General features: G+C 39.5%; 13 protein-coding genes. 4 read left to right on the forward strand and 9 right to left on the reverse strand.

All coding sequences use genetic code 11. From position 1 onward, the window contains the following. Positions 1 to 167 precede the first annotated feature (167 nt). The 3 genes from FHT21_RS01500 to FHT21_RS01510 are packed head-to-tail and all read right to left on the reverse strand — an operon-like array spanning position 168 to position 1,466. Positions 168 to 551, reverse strand: a complete 384-nt coding sequence (locus FHT21_RS01500; protein ID WP_167293038.1) for a hypothetical protein — start codon at positions 549 to 551, stop codon at positions 168 to 170. 47 nt (positions 552 to 598) lie between these two features. After that, positions 599 to 1,126, reverse strand: a complete 528-nt coding sequence (locus tag FHT21_RS01505; protein WP_167293039.1) for a hypothetical protein — start codon at positions 1,124 to 1,126, stop codon at positions 599 to 601. 10 nt (positions 1,127 to 1,136) lie between these two features. Next, complete coding sequence (locus FHT21_RS01510; protein ID WP_167293040.1) at positions 1,137 to 1,466, reverse strand: DUF4870 domain-containing protein; 330 nt, start codon at positions 1,464 to 1,466, stop codon at positions 1,137 to 1,139. 228 nt (positions 1,467 to 1,694) lie between these two features. Between FHT21_RS01510 and FHT21_RS01515 the strand changes: the two genes are divergently transcribed. After that, complete coding sequence (locus FHT21_RS01515; RefSeq protein WP_167293041.1) at positions 1,695 to 3,539, forward strand: hypothetical protein; 1,845 nt, start codon at positions 1,695 to 1,697, stop codon at positions 3,537 to 3,539. Positions 3,540 to 3,683: 144 nt separating this feature from the next. Here the strand turns inward: FHT21_RS01515 and FHT21_RS01520 are convergent, their stop codons facing one another. The 5 genes from FHT21_RS01520 to FHT21_RS01540 are packed head-to-tail and all read right to left on the reverse strand — an operon-like array spanning position 3,684 to position 9,659. Next, the gene (locus tag FHT21_RS01520; protein ID WP_208398851.1) at positions 3,684 to 4,655 is read right to left on the reverse strand and encodes a sterol desaturase family protein; all 972 of its coding nucleotides are present in this window, start codon (positions 4,653 to 4,655) and stop codon (positions 3,684 to 3,686) included. Further along, complete coding sequence (locus tag FHT21_RS01525; RefSeq protein WP_167293042.1) at positions 4,639 to 4,839, reverse strand: hypothetical protein; 201 nt, start codon at positions 4,837 to 4,839, stop codon at positions 4,639 to 4,641. Before FHT21_RS01525 ends, FHT21_RS01520 begins: the two co-directional genes overlap by 17 nt. A 10-nt stretch (positions 4,840 to 4,849) precedes the next feature. Then, the gene (locus FHT21_RS01530; protein WP_167293043.1) at positions 4,850 to 5,002 is read right to left on the reverse strand and encodes a hypothetical protein; all 153 of its coding nucleotides are present in this window, start codon (positions 5,000 to 5,002) and stop codon (positions 4,850 to 4,852) included. Between the two features lie 27 nt (positions 5,003 to 5,029). Continuing rightward, positions 5,030 to 6,511, reverse strand: a complete 1,482-nt coding sequence (locus FHT21_RS01535; RefSeq protein ID WP_167293044.1) for a RagB/SusD family nutrient uptake outer membrane protein — start codon at positions 6,509 to 6,511, stop codon at positions 5,030 to 5,032. A 13-nt stretch (positions 6,512 to 6,524) separates the two neighbouring features. After that, complete coding sequence (locus FHT21_RS01540) at positions 6,525 to 9,659, reverse strand: TonB-dependent receptor (RefSeq protein ID WP_167293045.1); 3,135 nt, start codon at positions 9,657 to 9,659, stop codon at positions 6,525 to 6,527. Positions 9,660 to 11,198: 1,539 nt separating this feature from the next. On the opposite strand from FHT21_RS01540, the gene FHT21_RS01545 reads away from it, so the two are divergent. From FHT21_RS01545 to FHT21_RS01555, 3 genes are read left to right on the forward strand one after another with little or no spacing between them, the layout of a single operon-like run. Beyond that, on the forward strand, positions 11,199 to 14,558 hold the full coding sequence (locus FHT21_RS01545) for a TonB-dependent receptor (protein ID WP_243853822.1): 3,360 nt from the start codon (positions 11,199 to 11,201) through the stop codon (positions 14,556 to 14,558). Between the two features lie 12 nt (positions 14,559 to 14,570). Further along, positions 14,571 to 16,061, forward strand: a complete 1,491-nt coding sequence (locus FHT21_RS01550; RefSeq protein ID WP_167293046.1) for a RagB/SusD family nutrient uptake outer membrane protein — start codon at positions 14,571 to 14,573, stop codon at positions 16,059 to 16,061. 38 nt (positions 16,062 to 16,099) lie between these two features. Beyond that, positions 16,100 to 17,482, forward strand: coding sequence for an arylsulfatase (locus FHT21_RS01555; RefSeq protein ID WP_167293047.1), 1,383 nt, complete (start codon positions 16,100 to 16,102; stop codon positions 17,480 to 17,482). Between the two features lie 14 nt (positions 17,483 to 17,496). On the opposite strand, the gene FHT21_RS01560 is transcribed toward FHT21_RS01555, so the two are convergent. Beyond that, positions 17,497 to 18,732: an alpha/beta hydrolase-fold protein gene (locus FHT21_RS01560; RefSeq protein ID WP_167293048.1), complete on the reverse strand. Its 1,236-nt coding sequence runs from the start codon at positions 18,730 to 18,732 to the stop codon at positions 17,497 to 17,499. Between the last annotated feature and the right edge of the window lie 225 nt (positions 18,733 to 18,957).

Raw genomic sequence — 18,957 nt, forward strand, 5'->3', positions numbered from 1 at the left:
GTTTTAATTATTTGAAAATGAATTCGATATGTTTTAATATCGATACTTCTTTTAGCCTCATTAAAGTACTGTCCAAACCATTTATCGAAGTTCTCTTTGTGTTTCTCCCGGGTAATTTGAATCAGAGTGTTTGATTACCTAAATGAAACAACTACCTGATGATGGAGTTAGCGCATACGTTCAATGATTATATTTTCATTTCCTTCATCATCGGCTTCCAGGTATAAATTCCAGTTTAATTTTTCGGCTATCGCTAAAAAAGTTTTAAGGTATAACTGCTGATCTATATTTTTTTCTTTGCTACAAACAATATCAATCAAGTTAATAAAGTCTGTTTGCCTTTTTGATGAAGAAAAACTTCCTTCTTTTGCTTCAACCAATGTGATGCTCGTCCATGGGAAATGATCGGCATTACATAGGCTTTGATGATCTTGCTTCACAAAATTTCCGGTCTGTAACAGCACATCCATTACGCTTCCGGTTTCTGCCTTCTTTTTGTGCTGCAGGTCGCTTTTAATGCTGTAATAGTTGTATCTGTCACTCCACATCATTTTTCTTTTTTAAAGTACAGTTAACGGTAGGGTGAATGATGGATCTACTAAAAAGGCATTTTTTTTACTTCAATTTTATTATCCTTGGCATATGTTTCTGCAAGTTTCCAAAGCGTACTGTACTTCTCTATAAATACATCGTACTGGCTGGTATCCAGTTCTGTTAAGGCCTTGTTAATTTCCTGCTCCGGCTCATGATTATCGATCATTTTAGCTATTTTAAGGTGCTCGGCTTTATAGCTCGTTAAAACATATTTGTACAATGTTATTGATGCATCAAGCATGGGTTTTGTTTCTGGAGTTGGCTGTAGTTTTTTTACCTTCTCCAAGTTCTTTTCAGCTCTGGCAATCGAATTTTTCAGGTATTCTTCGCAGCTAGTAACTTTACCTGGACCAGATACGTTTTTAAGATATTTCTGGTAACCTTCGAAATAGTATGTGCCGAAGCGCGATATGTCATTCGTGTTTAGGGCTGCCTGGTCGAAATATTCGTCAGGGGTATTTACCATAAAGTTGCATGCGGTGATGGTAAAAACCATCACCATTAACATGACATTTTTGATGTTGAGGCGCATAAACTTCTTTTTAGTATTTACCAACAAATGAAGACTTGTCTTCAAACATTTTACCGATCAGCGGAATAGGTTTTAATGCACCATTAGCCGCATTGATGATGCCTATAATCCAAAGAATGATAAATGCATAACCCACAAATCCTAAAAAGGATAAACTAGGTACTATACTGGCAATGATGGTAAAGGCTATATTGAAAATAATACTTACAATGGCAAGACCTAGTGATTGCCTTAAATGATATTTAAGCAAAGCATCGGCTTTATCTTTTCCAGTAAAATAGGCTACTAACCAACCAATAAGGGTGATGTAAGAAATGATTGAAAGTGTTTTGTTGTCCATGATTTCTGTTTTTTAGATTGAAAATTATTTGAGTCAAATTTGGAGTTAATCATCATTATCTAAAAGAATTGGCCACCTACAGAGCATCTACAATGTTTTAATAAAACGTCTACAATACATCTACAGGTATTTTTAATGTATTGATTATTAGTGTTTTGTGTGTTTTGTTGTTTTTTGTTTTCGTCTACAATATTGTCGCGACTTCAATCTTTATGCTAATTTTACGGTATGAAGCATCAACATTTTAAAAAGATATTTCTCTTAATCGGCATTTGCATCTGTTGTTTTATAACCTATGCGCAAACTTTATTGGATAGTACTGCACTTGAAAAGTTAAGCGATAAAGATAAACCGGCATTACTAACGCAGCTTGCGGAGCGAAGTAGAATTAATGGCGATTATAAAGCAGCGATACGAAAGGCTCAACTGAGCGCAGCTTTAGCTTTAAAATTTAAAAATTTAACAGAGGCTGTAAAAGCCAGGACAATACAGACAAGTGTATATGCCACGACCAAAGAGTTTGTTTTATCAAAAAAAGCTAGCGATACCACGCTACTCCTTGCGCAGCAATCGCGACAGCCCGTTGCAATGGCCTATGCTTATTATGCGCAGGCATTATTTTATAATGCGATTGATAATTCGGAGCAGATTACCAAATATTGTCGGCTTGCACTGAAGTCGTTGGAAAAAGTATCCGACCCTTATCTCAGCGCCAAAATATATTACCAACTCTATATGATCAACTCACGTTGGGATGATGTTAAAAATGTGAACAAGTATGCCTGGGCAGCTACCCAAAATGCTTTAAAAACCACTGATTATAACCTGTTGAGCAATTGTTATATCGCTTTATCTGTTGCTGCCGATTATAATTATGCCGGTACTAAAAAAGAAGTGTTCCGCGATAGCATCATCTATTATTTGAACAAGGCCCAAAACCTTTACATCCAGCATCCGAAATATGTTGCGCGAAAAACTTATGGTATTGCCTGTATCAACAGTGCCGATTATTACCTGAGGTATTTCGCGGATACCGATCAGGAAGCAAAAAACAATGCTATCCGTTACGCCAGTATGGCCAACGAAGTGATGAAAGGTGCAATAAACGGCGAAGAAATAAGGGCGAGTAGTTTGGGGATTCTGAGCGAATACGCCAGGAGAGATAAAAATCTAGTAATGGCGGAAGGTTACCTGCAAGAAGCCTATAATGTAATGATAGGTAAGAAAGTACCTTATTATTATACCTTGATTAATGTGGTAACTGCACTTTCTAATTTTTATGAGCAGAATGGAAATTATGTAAAAGCACTTGAATTTCAGAAAAAAGCAACGGAATATGGCAACAAACTTTTTGATGAAAAACGGACATTAAATGCTCAAAAACTGGAGGTTCAGTATGAAGCTGAAAAAAAAAACAGTGAGGTTAAGTTATTAAAACAAAGCGAAAAATACGCACAGCAACAAAAATATCTATATTTCGGTATTGCAATTGCCTCCATTTTGGGGCTTATATTTATGTTCCGCTCTTACCACTTCAGGCTAAGGTACTCCTTGCAGCGCGAGAAGCAATTGCATTTAGAAAAACAGGATGCCGAACTGCAGATGAAATTCGAAAAAGAGGAGCAGGCCAGGTTAAAGGCCGAGCAGCTGCTGTTGGAAAGCCAGCAGCAACAATTGCAGAAAGAAGTAATGGCCAGTCAGTTACAGCTCGAGCATAAAAAAGAAATGCTGTTCCAGATTAAGGAAAAGCTTAGTGATAACCACCAGTTCAACATCAATAAAATCTGGAATGAAGAATTGCTATTGGATAATGATTTCGAAGAAGCCAAATTTCAGATCCAACAGGTACATCCAGAGTTTTTCTCTCTGTTAAATCAACGGGCACAACAAAAACTTACGGCACTCGATCTGAAGCTCTGCGCTTACCTCCATTTGAAGATGGATACTAAAAAAATTGCCCAGCTGATGCATATCGAAGCCAAAAGTGTGCGTATGAGCCGTTATCGGATTAAACAAAAGCTGGGTTTGGGAAAAGAAGACGATTTAAACTTGTTTTTGCAAAATATAGGTTAAAATATAATCTAAAATTAAAAGGCTGTATCATAATGTATAATTTCGTTCTATTTTGTCACGTTGAGCCTGTCGAAACGCCTTTAAAAAGGTCCTTCGACAGGCTCAGGATGACAATTTTAGACTTATGATACAACCTCTTTGGTATTAATTTTTAGCTAGTGTTGGGCTTGGCTGGTAATAAAACTCCTCTTCTTCAAAATCTTCGTTTGATTTATTCTGAATGGGAGATGCAGGAGTTGGTTCATCTAACCTCACAACCGGGCCATCTTTTGCCAGTTCGCTACCAGCCACTTTCGATTTGAATATTGGCCACAATAGCTGTGCATACCATTGGTCGCCTTCATAATGTGAAATGCCATAAGCCTTAGGGTATTTTCTGCTAATTAAAGCTGTCCCAAAAATAATATCCCATAAGAAAAACATATTGCCAAAGTTACCCTTGTAATAACCCACGCCATCATCTGTTGTCGCTGCATGATGCGCATGGTGGGTAGCAGGTGTAGAAATTGTTCTTTCCAATACCCAGGCCAGTGGATGTAGTATTTTGTATTTGTAAAAAGGTTTATCCCACGGAATGCTCGAGTGCGCCAGGGTGGTAATGGTACCTTTAATTCCCCTTACCACGATGGCAGGTATGCCTAGTCCTAAATACACCAACGCTGTGGTAAGGTAAGTTTGCGAAAAAAACAGGGTATAAATGGCATTCTGTCTGCTGGCCATGGCCATGCCCATATACGGTGCTGAGTGGTGCGTACGGTGAAAACGCCATAACCAGGGAATTTCGTGGTGCAGCCTATGGTACCAATACTGCGTAAGGTCATCGGCAATGGCTATAATAATACAGCCCCAAAAGAAAGGTACCCACTCAAAGGTATTTTTTAAACCCGGCAGTACGGCCGGTAAAAACTTTAAACCGTAATAGGCCACAACAGGTCTGATGACCAATCTTGGCAGGGTAAAGCAGGCAATATCAACAAAACGTTCGTTTTTCGGCCACTTGCCTTTATACAATCCAAAAGAGAATTCGAGTACGCCAAGAAAGAATACTAAAAAGGGGAAACCGAAGCCATTCAGGTTTTCGATTACGCTTTTGATAAAATTAATCACTGGTTCCATTGTTTGATGAATTTTTAGGGTTTACAGATTTGGTTTTTTCAGCTTTATGCTGTTGGTTTAGCCAGGGCCTCTCGCCGGTAATGTAAAAGGTGGCAAACATTAAGACAATGGGCAACACATAGATAAAGAGGCTCAATACCGCATTTCTAATGATTTTTTGCCGGGTTTTTTCTTCGATTTTCATGGTTCATGATTTAGTTTTTGTGAATGATCTGGGTTGCTGGCTCATCGCCCAATAAACGCTGGGTAAGGTAAAGACCACCAACAATGATGATAAAGGGGATCAGCGTTACAATGATGCCCACCAATATCTTTTTGCCTAAGATGTTAAAGTCTGATGCTGTCATTTTTTCTTTAGTTTTATAAATGAATAATTAATTATATCCCGGATTTTGGGTAAGCAGCGTATTGAGTTCTCTTTCGGTCTGTGGAATAGGGAACAAGATATTTTTTAAGGACACAGCCGATTTTTCTGGAATTTTTTTGAGTGCATCTACATAAATATTTCCGCCCTGCCGTACCAGATCGAACCACCTATGCCCCTCCTGGATAAATTCTTTTCTGCGCTCTAGGAAAACCGAGTCTCTAAATGCATCTGTAGATAAACCAGGTGTTAAATCTGCAATTTTTGCCCTTGTCCTTACTTTGTTAATGGCATTGTAAGCTTCAGCAGTTGGCCCGCTGATATTGTTTACTACTTCGGCATAAAGCAACAATATATCTGCATACCTGATTACTGGATAGTTTATCCCGCTCTGGGCCTGGGTATTTAAGGGTGTCAGCGTGTAATCAACAAATTTGTTAAAATAGGGTGTATAGGCATTTTTAAAAACCACATACTTGCCAGTTGCTGCGTTATAAACCGAATCGTAGAAGGTGGTTTCGCGCCTGGTATCGGCCGCAGAAAAAAGCGCGTAAACACTTTTATTGGCGGGCACATCAATAGGGAAGGTTCCGGTATTAAATGAGGTAAAACTCTGACTAAGGTTTTGTACCACATTTTTCGCCCCAAGATTGCTTTCGAATTGTACAGAAAATATATGTTCGATGCCGTTTTTTGTGGCTTTTTGAAAAACATCCTTATAATTGGCGAATAAGGCATAACCATAACCACCATTAATTACGGTGTTGAGCTGGGCAAGTGCATTTGGCCATAGTTTTTGCGTAACATATACCTTTGCCAGCAGCGAATGCGCTGCGCCTGATGTGGCCCTGCCTAAATCTGCACTGCCATAACTTTTTGGTAAGTTGGTGGCGTCAGTCAGGTCGGCAATAATCTGCTGGTATACTGTTGTGGTAGCAGTTCTCTTAACCAATAGATCTTCAATGTTTACACTTTTAGGCTCGTGCAATATCAATGGTACATCGCCGTATAACCTCACCAGGTTAAAGTAAAGCAGACCCCTTACAAATTTGGCCTCGCGTACCAGCCTGTTTTTTAAAAGGGTATCGGTTGCAACATTAGGAATATTATCAATTGCGATATTCGCCTTATTGATGCCATAATACAGCTGTTGCCAAACTTTTTGTATCCTGCTGTTAGAAGGGATGTAGGTTGATACGCCAAGTGCCCTTACATCGGGGTTGGTGTTGCTCGGGCTAAAAATCTGGTTATCGCTTGCATTTTCGACCAATAGATTGAGCTGGCGGCCATACAAGGGGAAATCGCCGTTTGGATCACTGTTCAAAGAACTATAAACTGCATTAACTGAGGATATGGCATCAGATTGTGTTTTGAAAAACTGCGAACTTACAATAACCGAACTTGGGTTTTCTTCGAGTTTTTTGCAGGCAGCTGATGTAATTATTATGATTGCTAATAACCAGATTATGGGTTTAGTGATTATTCTTTTCATTTGTACATTATAATTATAGGGTGATGGATAAACCTGCCAAAAAGGTTCTTGTGGCCGGGTAAGTCCCAAAGTCTATTCCCTGTTTCGTATTATCGTTATCGTAAAAATTCACTTCAGGATCGAGACCGGTATATTTTGTAATGGTGAACAGATTTTGGGCAGAGATATAAAACCTTAAATTTTTTAACTTGATCTTATTTGCCCATTCAGTTTTAAAGGTGTAGCCTAGTGAGACGTTTTTAAGCTTTAGGTACGAGGCATCTTCTATCAGGCGGTCGGTTACCTGGGGTACAGGCGAATTGGTTACACGGGGAACAACAGCACCTTGATTTTGGGGTGTCCAACGGTCTAAAAGCGTGGCCGATGCATTTTGGGTAAGCGTTGGTCGCTCTAAGCTCTGCTGTAATAAATTGAATACTCTGTTGCCGTAAGAACCTTGAAAAAATATCGACAGGTCTAAACCCTTAAAATTAAAAGTGTTGCTTAAACTACCGGTAAACTTTGGCTGCGCACTGCCAAGGCTATGTTTGTCGGTTGTGGTTATAACCCCGTCCTGGTTGGTATCTACATATTTCGTATCGCCAGCCTGTTGCGGTACACCGCCCAATAACGGGGTGCCATTGCTAAGATCGGCACTGGTTAAAAGCCCGTTGGTATTATAACCCCAAAATGTGCCCACAGGTAAACCCACCTGAACAATTACAGGCGATACCTGTCCGGTTGGAGCCACCGGGAAGAAACTTTTTACATTTTCGCCCAGGCTTAACACCTTATTACGATTGGCACTAAAAATTAATGTGCTTTTCCAATTAAAACCAGGTGTTTTTATATTCTCGGTATTTATAGAAAACTCAATACCACGGTTAGATACACTTCCGATGTTTTTTAAAGCACTGGCATAACCCGTATATAAAGGCAATGGCACATTAAGTAATAAATCGGTGGTTTTTTTACTGTAAACATCGAAAGTAACAGAAATGCGGTTGTTTAAAAATCCCAAATCCAGGCCAGCATTATATTGGGTGGTGGTTTCCCATTTTAGGTCGGGGTTCGCAATCTGTATGGGCGATATTCCGGTAACCAATTTGCCGCCCAGATAATAATTACTCGGTGATAATGAAGAAAGTGAACTGTAGGGCGGGATTTCCGAATTTCCTGTTTGCCCTGCACTTAAGCGAATTTTAAAGTTGTTCACTACATTTTGCAATGACTTGAAAAATTCCTCGTCGTTTACATTCCACGAAACGCCGACAGAAGAAAAGAATCCCCATTTGTTTTCTTTACCCAGTTTGGAAGAACCATCGGCTCTTTCAGATAGAGTAATATTGTAACGGTGAAGATATGAATAATTAACACGTGCCAAAACAGAATTCAGGCTCGAGCTATGTGCAGCAGAGCTGGGCAGGTTGGCAATGCCCGCATATGATAAATTATCAAAGGTGGTTAAATCGTTCGGAAACTGTTGTGCAGATGTGGTAAAGGATTTACCATTTTCATATTGTGTACTATAACCTACAAGCGCATTAAGGAAATGTTTATCATCGAAAGTATGGTTATACGTCAGGGTATTTTCATTCAGCCAGCTCAGTGCATTGCCCGAACCGAGTGCAGCATAACCTTTGGTAGCGTAGCCGGTTGATGCCCCAGCTGGCGAAGCGGTGAAGGAGGGGGCGTAGTATTGCTGATTCGTATTCAGGATATCTACTCCGGCAGTTACTTTTAACGTCAGTTCTTTTAAAATTTTATATTCTGCAGCGGCATTACCCAATATGCGGTTTAGGGTATTTTGGTTTGTAGTGGCTGCTATATCTTGCAACGGATTGGTTGGTGTAGCATTTAAAGGGTTGCTGGTATTATAACTGCCATCGGCATTTTTAATCTGAGCGATAGGAGCAGTAAGAATTAAATTCGCATAAGCATTGCTAAAGTTAATGCTGTTGTAGGCGCTTCCTGCTAGCTTATTTTCTATTGATCTGCTCCCGAAAAAATTAGCGGTAACCTTAAATTTTTCAGAAATGTCTTTCTCATAATTTATTCTGGCCGAATACCTTTCATAACCCGAATTGATGATTACACCATCCTGCTTAAAATAATTGCCGGAAATTAAATACCTCGATTTTTCATCTCCACCGGAAACGGAAAGTTCTTGATTAAGAATTGGTGCGTTACTTAATGCCGAGCCTTGCCAGTCTGAGCCTATGCCAAACGCAGCGATCTGCGCATCGGTGTATGTTTTTTGAACACCATCACTCGTGTTAATGTCGTTTATTAATGCCGCCCACTGGCTGCCATTTAATAAATTCAGCTTTCTGGCTACCCGCTGCGTGCCATAATAACCGTTATAATTTACATTGTTTACACCTTTCTTTCCTTTTTTTGTTGTGATGATAATTACACCATTGGCTCCTCTCGATCCGTAAATGGCGGTTGCAGAGGCATCTTTTAATACTTCTACTGATTCAATATCGCTTGGATTGATAGTAGATAGGGCATTTGAGCTGGTGCCAATGGAACCAACGTTAACATTGTCGTTATTGTTGTATACAATAAAACCATCTATTACGTAGAGTGGTGCATTTCCAAAGGAGATGGAATTCCCACCTCTGATTCTCACTGTTGCTGTGCCACCTGGTTGCCCGGAGTTTTGTGTTACGCCGATACCGGAAACACCGCCCTGAAGCATATTATCAAAACTTGCTGCGGGCTGTGCCAGTAAATTTTTAGAAACAGAGGCTACCGATCCGGTAACGTCGCTTTTTTTCTGGCTGCCATAGCCCATTACCACAACATCATTCAGGCTACTTGCTTTTTCTGCCAATAAAATGGTAATCGGACTTCCATCCACCAAAATCTCTTTGGTTTGGTAACCGATAAAACTTACAATAAGGGTATAAGGGAATTTTTGCCCCGTACGAAATGAAAAGCTTCCATCAGGTGCGCTGGTTACGGCATGCGTAGTTCCTTTTATGGCTAAAACCACATTGCCTATGGGCTGTTTAGTTATCGAATCTTTTACTGATCCGATTAAGGTAGAGTTAATAATCGGGGTGTTTTCCTGCTGCGCCCTCGCATTTTTAGTAAGCATAGCAATGGCAAGAAATGTCATCAGCCTGACGGCAATTTTTTTTCTATGGATAGATTTTTCCATATATTTATACAGTTTTATTTAATGATTTGAATTGTTAGTAAAACTTGGTAACCAGAAGTGATTGGCGTTACGCTGGTTATCAAATAATATCCGGCAGGGCTTCCCTGTCGGTTTTGTTTTTTATGATAGACGCTATTTCATTTTGTAAGTTGTTTAAAAAAGGCTACACTTCTACTGTTAGCCTTAGGCCAGTATTGTTTTATAGAAAAGAGGTGATGAGCGCTGCCGTATTAGCAACAACAGGAAGGATACACGCGCATAGAAAAAATAAATAGATCTGGCATCATATTTTTAGTAAGCTTTAATATTACTCAACATGTTTGGACAAATATAAAAACTTTTCTTAAAAAGACTATAATAACTATAGAATTTATAGATTTTTTTTTCAAAATCCATTTTACGCTCAAATAAAATTTAAGATTTTCTTTGGATTAAGAATGGTAAGGGGTATTTATTCTAAGTTTTTAAAACGTGGTGCTGAGGAGGATATTCTCACCTCTTTACGCTCTTTGGGAGAGGAGAACTTATAAAATAGCAGCCAGTAAGTGATGGCCATAATCAACATACCTAAGAGCGCACTGATTATATCATTCCTTTTCATACACACTTTGTAACAAAAAAGATGCCGACTCGGGTACGAAGTTATTAATAGTTGTAAGCTATTTTGTTTTTTGCCAATTTCTAACTTTCTTGATCGGGGATCGGAAGCCTGAATTTTAGAAAAGTGTACAATGTGAATCACTTTCCACACAGAGAAAATAGAAATAATAAAATTTACTGTTGCTAAAAACCAACAGTTTTCAATGCAATATCGGTCACGAGGTCTAGTTCTATTTTAAGAAAAATGACGCTGCATTATATTTGTATTTCAGATCTAATTTGTCACGCTGCACTCAATCTGTACTGATCTTAGAAATATCAGAATGCTTTTAAGACATTTAAAAGAGGTCCTTCGACAAGCTCAGGATGACAATATTTACATTTGTTAAAACAACGGACATTTCAAATTTGATATTCAATAAAGCAAATTGTTTTATGAATTGGATAATTTTTGTTCCAATAAATTATTATGCCATCGTTGCCGGAAGTCAAAAAATTATGAAAACCGTAATTTTTGTTAAAAATTTGTGGGACATGCCAAGATAATATAATTTTGACTACTAATACTATAGATTATATATTCTTTATGCTTGTTAAAACCTTCATTCCTCTTCTTAACTCCTATCTCAATATCCCAGATACAGTCCTATCTAAATTGCAGACAAACTCTTATTCAATATTAACATGTAAATAAAATGAGATAAAAAATTCTATTAAGAAAGGAGCATACAAAACAGAAGATACTTGCTGAATATAATAAGGGGAAATGCATTTCTGCATCCTCCCCAGATTTCGACCATTTAACCGGAGATCAATTGGCGTTGCATCCGGTCAATTTATTTAATGATCATGTTAAATTTATGAATTCTACACGGAATTTTTCATAATAAGTGGAAATAACCCATTGTAATTTCATGATTGACATAAACCAATATAATTATGAAAATAAGCGGAAAGTCCTGGAAGGATTCTCGTATCGCAGCTTTATCGAAAACATTTTTGCTCACAGGCTTAACCGGAATCTTTCTGATTTCCTCCATTTTAGAAGTCTCTGCAAAAAATAAAGACAAACACCACCACCTCAATCATCATACTCTTTCTGGCGTAGCCATAATGGCGGAACCGAAAATACTTAATGCTGTCCCTACAAGATTAACCACGGTAAAAGGAAGGGTAACAGATGAAAAAAATCTTCCCCTGCCCGGCGTAAGTGTCAGGCTTAAAGGAACAGCCCAGGTAGTATCTACAAACCCTGATGGCGAATTTCAGATCGTTACCGAACAGAGTCAGCCCACTTTAATTTTTACCTATGTGGGATATAAAACACAAGAAATACTTTACAAAGGAGAGGTACTTTCTATAAAACTTGATCCCGACCAAAGTAAGCTGGAAGAAGTACTTGTGGTAGGTTACGGAACACAAAAGAAAAGTGATGTATTGGGTTCTGTGGCTACATTTAATGCCAAGGCTGTTGATGAAAAACCGATTTCGAGGGTTGAACAGGCATTAATTGGACAAATGGCCGGTGTGCAGGTGAGGCAACAAAGTGGTATGCCCGGAGCAGGATTGAGTATTCAGGTACGAGGAGCAGGATCAATCACTGCTGGCAACGAACCGCTTTATGTTTTAGATGGCTTCCCTTTGGATATTGCCGGTCAAAATGCTGCAGGAGGCATCTCAAACAGCCCCCTCGATAACCTTAATCCTAATGATATTGAAAGTGTACAGGTATTAAAAGATGCAGCCGCAGGAGCTATTTACGGTTCGCGCGCTGCTAATGGCGTTGTGATTATTACTACAAAAAAGGGTGTTTCAGGAAGGCCCAAAATTAGTGCAAATGCAAAAGCAGGAATCAGTTCCGTATCACGAAAGGTTGATATGCTGAGTGCTGATGAATGGGTTGCACAGGCAACAGAACTTGCCAACTCAGCCTGGGTAGCTTCGGGTACGGGCAGAACCGCCAGCCAGACCAATGCTGAAAGGGCTGCGGTGCTTGGACTTGCTGCCGGAACGATCAATACCTCATATATGACTGATCCAAGATGGGCGATGGCCGGACATCCCGGACTTGATTATGTAGACTGGCAGGACGCCGTTTTTACACAAGCACCTTATCAAAATTATGAAGCCTCAGCAAGTGGAGGTACCGAAAATGTCACTTATTTTATCTCAGGTAATTACCTGAATCAAAATGGAACACTGCTCAATTCTAATTTTAAAAACTACGGATTGAGGGCAAATGTTGAGGCCAATGCGAGTAAAAAGTTAAAGTTCGGCATTAATCTCGCTCCATCATATTCAATTAATAATGCACCACCTGCTGAAGGAAAGGATAACCAGCTGATGAATGCACTACAGATGGTGCCTGTTGTAGAAAGTTCGGCCGGACTCAATACAGGTGCGTATGGAAACAGTACCTATACCTGGGCAAGTCCAAGACTCATCAGTCCATACGCATATCTGGAAACTGCCATAAATAATGTTAAAACTTCGCGGTTGCTGGCTTCAGTGTATGCAGATTACCAGATTATTAAGGGACTCTCATTAAGATCGAGTGTAAACTATGATAATGTAGATAGAAATACATCACAGTATACATCAGATCAGGTAACCGTGGGGGCTGCATCGGCCTTGTTAACCAATCCCGGACTTTATTCAACAGGCGCTTACATTGTAAACAAGAAACAAAATTTTTTAAATGAGAATACTTTGAGTTACTCGACTACAATTGCTGGTGTTCATAAAATTTCGGCTATTGCAGGGGTATCTTATAATATTGTACATGCTGAAGGCGTAAGGCTTGCTACAGCCGGCGGTTTTGCCAACGATATTATCAAAACATTAAGTAATGCAATTGCCAATTCGGCAGGGGTAACAACTACCGGAACTTCTACCGCAGCTAACAATACACTGTTTTCTTATTATAGCAGGCTCCAGTATGCTTTTAAAGATAGATATCTATTGTCTGGTACCATTAGAAGAGATGCCTCTTCTAAATTTGGTGCTGAGAACCGCTGGGGAACTTTTCCTTCGGTATCTGCAGGGTGGAAAATTTCAGAAGAGTCTTTCTTAAAGGATGTAAAAGCAATTAGTGAGCTAAAACTTAGACTCAGCTGGGGTAAATCTGGTAATAATAACATTGGCGATTACAATGCAATCAGTACACTCGTAAATTCGAATTATGTTTTCGGCGGTAATACGCCTACAACCGCCACTGGTCAGGTAGTTTCTGGGCTGGCCAATAAAGCACTAAAATGGGAAACTTCAAGTACTTATGATCTTGGCTTGGATTTGAGTTTGCTCGCTAACCGGATCAATTTCACTTTTGATGCTTATCATAAAAAAAACAGTGATCTTTTACTTAATCTGCCCGTGTTATCTGCAAGCGGTTTCAGTACAAGTTTGCAAAACATTGGAGCAGTAGTAAACAAAGGCCTCGAATTTGGCGTGAATACCGTAAATCTAAAGACAGCACGTTTTACCTGGGCAATGAGCGCCAATATCGCATTTAACAAAAATACGGTTACAGACCTGGGGCCAACGCATGCAGATATTGAGATTGCTTCTGCTTACAGTGGCAGCAATGCACCTTATCTGTTGCGGGAAGGGCTTCCTGCATTCAGTTATTATATTACCAAAACGGATGGTATTCTGACAGCTGCTGATATTGCCAATCCCAATGTAGCAAAAGTATCTGGGCAAAAAGCCGGCGATGCTAAATATGTTGATAATAATGGAGATGGAAAAATCAGTGCGGCCGATAGGGTAGTGGGTGGGCAACCTGCTCCTAAGTATACCTGGGGTTGGACCAATACATTTAAATATGAGGACTTTGACCTTGCAATACAGCTGTATGGCCAACATGGAGGTTCTATACTGTCGTATCTCGGTCGGGCAATCGACTTTTCGGGCAGCACCACAGCTAACGTTCTGGGAGTTTGGAGAGATCACTGGTCAGCTTCCAATCCTGATCCAAATGCACCAAGGGGTAAACTAGGCGCGGGTTATACCTACCCAAATGTAACCTCCGACTGGGTGTATTCTACCGATTTTCTGCGGGTACAGAACATCACGCTGGGTTATAACCTTAAAAAATTATTTAAAACCCCAGCAATTTCTTCGGCAAGGATATTTGTGTCGCTGGAAAATTATTTTTCTCATGATAAATATAAAGGAGGAGCAAATCCAGAGGCACAGAACACAAACGTAAGCGGCGATGCCAGTTATGCAATTTCTGGTGACTACGGCTCGATGCCGCTGAGTAAAACAGCTTCAATAGGTATAAATATTGGCTTTTAGTAACAATATAAGATGAAAACGAAAATATACTTAATACTGTTCTCGCTATTGCTGTTATTGGGCAGTTGCGAAAAACAGTTAAATCAAACTCCAGTGTCAAGTTTGGCAACTGATAACTTTTTCACCAATAATAACGACTTTCTTCAGGCTGTAAATGGGGTCTACTCGCAATTAAACAATTACCCGAGTCAGGCGTTGTTCCTTAGTGAAATGCGCAGTGATAATATAAATGCAACCTCCGATGGTAACCGTGATTGGGATGGGATCAACAACTTCACTCCAAGTATTACCACCACAGGATTTATTTCTACCGCCTGGAAAGCCAACTTCAATGGAATTTATAATGCCAATACGGTTTTGGCTGCACTGGAAACCAAAGGAAGTGTATTAACTAGTGCAAATGCGACACGGTACACCGCAGAAGTACGTTTCTTAAGGGCCTTCTATTATTTCTCATTAGTAAGAACTTTTGGGCAGGTTCCATTAATCTCGTCGGTGAAGAGTGCCGCTGAAGTAGCAAGCATTCCGCGTAGTCCTGTGGCTGATGTTTATGCATTGATCGAGTCCGATCTGCAGTATGCAGCTGCTAATTTACCTGCTACTTTTACTGGACCTGATTTGGGAAGACCTACTTCTTATGCTGCAAAGGGACTTTTGGGCTTGGTTTATCTAACCAAATCCGGACCAACCTATGGTATTAATGGGCCTGGCATTAATAGTAATGAATATGATAAGGCTGCGGCATTGTTTGAAGCTATAATTACCGGAAGCCCATATAGTTTTATATCAGATTATGCATCGATTTTTTCGTATGCAAAAGAAAACAATAGTGAAGTGGTATTTGATATCCAGTTTGCTTCCAGTTTAAACGGCGCAGGTTTCCCATCGCACCTGGTGCCAGTAGCCTACTGGACCAGTAATGGTATTTCCAATAGCTTTGGAAATGGTTATGGAGCAAGCACGTTTCCTGTATCGAAAAGCTTAGTGACCTCCTACACTACAAATACGGTAAGTGGAACAGATATCCGCTATCCTTTCAATGTGGCTACCACTTATACCGCTGGCCCTTTCATCAAAAAATATATCGATGTGACCAAAAAGGGTTTGTCAGGGAAAGATTGGCCAATTAATTTCATTGTATTGCGTTATACCGATATCTTGCTGATGAAGGCCGAATGTATTCTACATGGTGCACCCGGCACTCAGGCAGATGTTGATGCGATCGTTAATAAGGTGAGGGCCAGGGCCGGGGTTGGTGCACTATCTAATGTAACCATCCCAATACTTATGCAGGAACGGCAGCGAGAATTTTTAGGTGAAGGGCTCCGTTGGAACGATCTGGTAAGGGAAGGTTTGGCCGTTTCGCAGATGAATGCCTGGAGAACTGCCGATGCAATAACAAAAATTAACGAAATTGTACCAAACTATGTAATTTACCCGGTTCCGGCAGCAGAAATTCAGACCGCACCAGGTCTTTATGTTCAAAATCCTGGCTACAATTAGGGGATATTTATTGAGATTAAAAATCAAAAGAATAAGCAATGAGAAGGAAGTTATTAATAATTGGTTTTTTGCTAGCCTGTAACGCAGCAATTTTTGCACAACGGGCGCCAGGACAAAAGCCTAATATAGTTTTTATTTTGGCTGATGATTTGGGTTATGGAGATGTTGGTGTTTATGGACAACAAAAAATCCTAACACCCAACATTGATAAACTTGCAAAGGAAGGGACACAATTTACCGATTTTTATGCAGGGGCTCCGGTTTGTTCGCCATCCCGGGGCTCGATCCTGACAGGGCTCAATACCGGGCATGCCACCATTAGGGGCAATGCCACCGAACAGGGTGGTATTGCTGGAAAAAAAGGTAAAAATATTGTGTACAGGGCTAACCTGACCAAAGATGATTATACCATTGGAAACTTATTACAGGATGCCGGATATAATACTTCACTGGTAGGGAAATGGCACGTTGATGGATACGATTCTTTAGCTACGCCTTTACAGCGGGGCTTCGACAAGTTTTCGGGTTGGCTGATTAATATTCCTTCTACTTACACAAATACCTACTGGCCCGATCACCGTTATATAAACGGAAAACTCGTAACTGTAGCACCAAATACCAATGAGAAAAGAGGTTACTATGAAACCAATATGTGTACTGATGAGGCGCTAGCTTATCTTGAAACTCAAAAGGATGGTAAGAAACCTTTTTTCCTGATGCTGAATTTCAATAATCCACATTCTCCGCTTGATGTACCAGACCAGGCCATTTACAAGCACATGAACTGGCCCGAGGATATGAAAACCTATGCCGCCATGGTTTATTATATGGATCAGGCCGTAGGTAAGGTTAAAGATTATTTGATTAAAAGTGGCTTATCAAAAAATACGATTGTTTTTTTCGCCTCTGACAATGGACCCAGGTCTGAACCCACAAGCCAACTCAAGGCTGTTTCAGAGTTTTTTGATTCAAACGGGAAATTAAAGGGATATAAACGAGATATGTATGAGGGGGGAATCAGGATCCCGTTTATTGCATGGGCTCCATTTCTCAAAAATGCCCCCAAAATAAGTAATGTACCTGGCTATTTTGCCGATATTATGCCAACTTTTGCGGATATTGCCGGCAAAACCACGGGATTCAAAACTGATGGGCTGAGTATTTATCCGGCTATTAAAGGTGAAAAACCTAAAAAAAACCGTTTCTTATATTGGGAATTTTTTGAACTGGGTTTTGAACAAGGGATACGTTACGGGCGATGGAAAGGAGTGAAAAGACACCACAAATTGGAACTCTATGATCTGAAGACCGATATCGGCGAAACAAATGATGTAGCAGCAAGCCATCCTGATATTGTTAAGCAGATTGAGGATTATCTTTTGACTGCAAGAACGGACTCTCCCTATTGGACTGTGAAGTAGTTTAATAAGGAGGGCTACTGTTTTTCTGAAATTCCTGTTAATTTAGCTTTTATTTTTTGTGAACCAGGGTTTAATGCAAGTGCCTTTTTGTAGCAAGTAGATGCTTTTGAACGATCGCCCTTTTTTAGGTAAGCATCGCCTAATTGGCTAAAAGCAGTAGGCGATGCCGGATAGTTTTGAGTATTCATTTCAAGTAAATCTATTGCATTATCAAGTGCTCCGGGCTGGGTTATTAAATACATTGCAGTGTTGTTAATATTTACTTCTGTTGGTATAACAGCATACCCATACCGTTGAGATAGTTGCTGGTAATGTTGCTTTACAGCAGTGGCGTTCAATAATTTTGGATCCATCTGTGGCAGATCCCATTGCTTGTAAATAAATCGTAAAGCATCATAATAGGCTTTTATCGGCTCCGTCATATGTATCTCTTCAGGATAATAAACATATTTATGGTCTAAACCTGTTATCTTCTTTTGGGTTATTATAGAATCGAATTTTAAAAGATCTCTATGAAAGGTTGATTTATCTGAGCCCCCTTCGTTCGCATCACTATAAAAGACCATTTTATTTATAATCTGATTGTTTTTTAGCTTTTTATCTGCGAGCTTAAGTAAATATTCCTTATCCCACCAAAATGAAGGGCTTATGGCTACATAAGCACCAAACATATCTGGTTGCGTTAGTAAGCAATTTATTGTGGCGATGCCACCGAATGAGTGTCCTGCAAAAATTTTAAAAGCTTCTGTATTGTAGTGAGCATCAACATAAGGGATCAATTCACTACCAATAAACTGTAAAAAATTATTGCCGCCACCACTTGGCTTAAACCTGGAATTTGAACTGGTATCAGGCTTTCCATCATAATCAAAAATACTATGAGTTGGGGTAAGATCCCTTGTGCGGTTTGTATTAGGGATGCCAACTATAATCATCTCGGGCATTACATTTACGTCCAAACGACTAAGGTAACGGCAATATTCTGCAAGCATGCTAAAATGATTATCCCCATCAAGTACATATAATACAGGGTAACGCTTAGCGGGCCGTAAAGTATCCACAGGCGGTACATAAATATAAATTTTCCGGTCTTCACCCAATACTTTAGACGGAAGTTTGATGATATCTGCCGATATGGGTTTAAATACCGGATCGGTTTGAGCAACTAAGCTTTTGGGAATTAACAGTATGAAAAATATATATACGATGTTATTTCTAAAATAATGCCTTAAGTAGTTGCTGTAAATCATATCGTTGAGTTTATAGACCTGCGATTGAAATTACTATATTTTTAGGAATAAAGAATTATTAGAATGCAATATTTTACTGTAGAAAAAAGTAATGAATCTTTTGGAATGCTTTATAATAAAACAAACTGAATCATTGATTTAGGGAGCTAATGAGCATTTGAAATATATCCATAACGGCAAGATAATTAATGATTTAATTTTTCTCTTCTTTAAGTAAAAGAATAA

The sequence above is a fragment of the Pedobacter sp. SG908 genome (assembly GCF_011759615.1).
Lineage (GTDB): Bacteria > Bacteroidota > Bacteroidia > Sphingobacteriales > Sphingobacteriaceae > Pedobacter > Pedobacter riviphilus.

What these genes read in the sequence shown, in the direction of transcription:
- FHT21_RS01520 (WP_208398851.1), bottom strand. Translation starts at nt 4,655, where the DNA reads ATGGAACCAGTGATTAATTTTATCAAAAGCGTAATCGAAAACCTGAAT.
- FHT21_RS01500 (WP_167293038.1), bottom strand. Translation starts at nt 551, where the DNA reads ATGATGTGGAGTGACAGATACAACTATTACAGCATTAAAAGCGACCTG.
- FHT21_RS01505 (WP_167293039.1), bottom strand. Translation starts at nt 1,126, where the DNA reads ATGCGCCTCAACATCAAAAATGTCATGTTAATGGTGATGGTTTTTACC.
- FHT21_RS01525 (WP_167293042.1), bottom strand. Translation starts at nt 4,839, where the DNA reads ATGAAAATCGAAGAAAAAACCCGGCAAAAAATCATTAGAAATGCGGTA.
- FHT21_RS01510 (WP_167293040.1), bottom strand. Translation starts at nt 1,466, where the DNA reads ATGGACAACAAAACACTTTCAATCATTTCTTACATCACCCTTATTGGT.
- FHT21_RS01515 (WP_167293041.1), top strand. Translation starts at nt 1,695, where the DNA reads ATGAAGCATCAACATTTTAAAAAGATATTTCTCTTAATCGGCATTTGC.
- FHT21_RS01560 (WP_167293048.1), bottom strand. Translation starts at nt 18,732, where the DNA reads ATGATTTACAGCAACTACTTAAGGCATTATTTTAGAAATAACATCGTA.
- FHT21_RS01535 (WP_167293044.1), bottom strand. Translation starts at nt 6,511, where the DNA reads ATGAAAAGAATAATCACTAAACCCATAATCTGGTTATTAGCAATCATA.
- FHT21_RS01545 (WP_243853822.1), top strand. Translation starts at nt 11,199, where the DNA reads ATGAAAATAAGCGGAAAGTCCTGGAAGGATTCTCGTATCGCAGCTTTA.
- FHT21_RS01530 (WP_167293043.1), bottom strand. Translation starts at nt 5,002, where the DNA reads ATGACAGCATCAGACTTTAACATCTTAGGCAAAAAGATATTGGTGGGC.
- FHT21_RS01540 (WP_167293045.1), bottom strand. Translation starts at nt 9,659, where the DNA reads ATGGAAAAATCTATCCATAGAAAAAAAATTGCCGTCAGGCTGATGACA.
- FHT21_RS01550 (WP_167293046.1), top strand. Translation starts at nt 14,571, where the DNA reads ATGAAAACGAAAATATACTTAATACTGTTCTCGCTATTGCTGTTATTG.
- FHT21_RS01555 (WP_167293047.1), top strand. Translation starts at nt 16,100, where the DNA reads ATGAGAAGGAAGTTATTAATAATTGGTTTTTTGCTAGCCTGTAACGCA.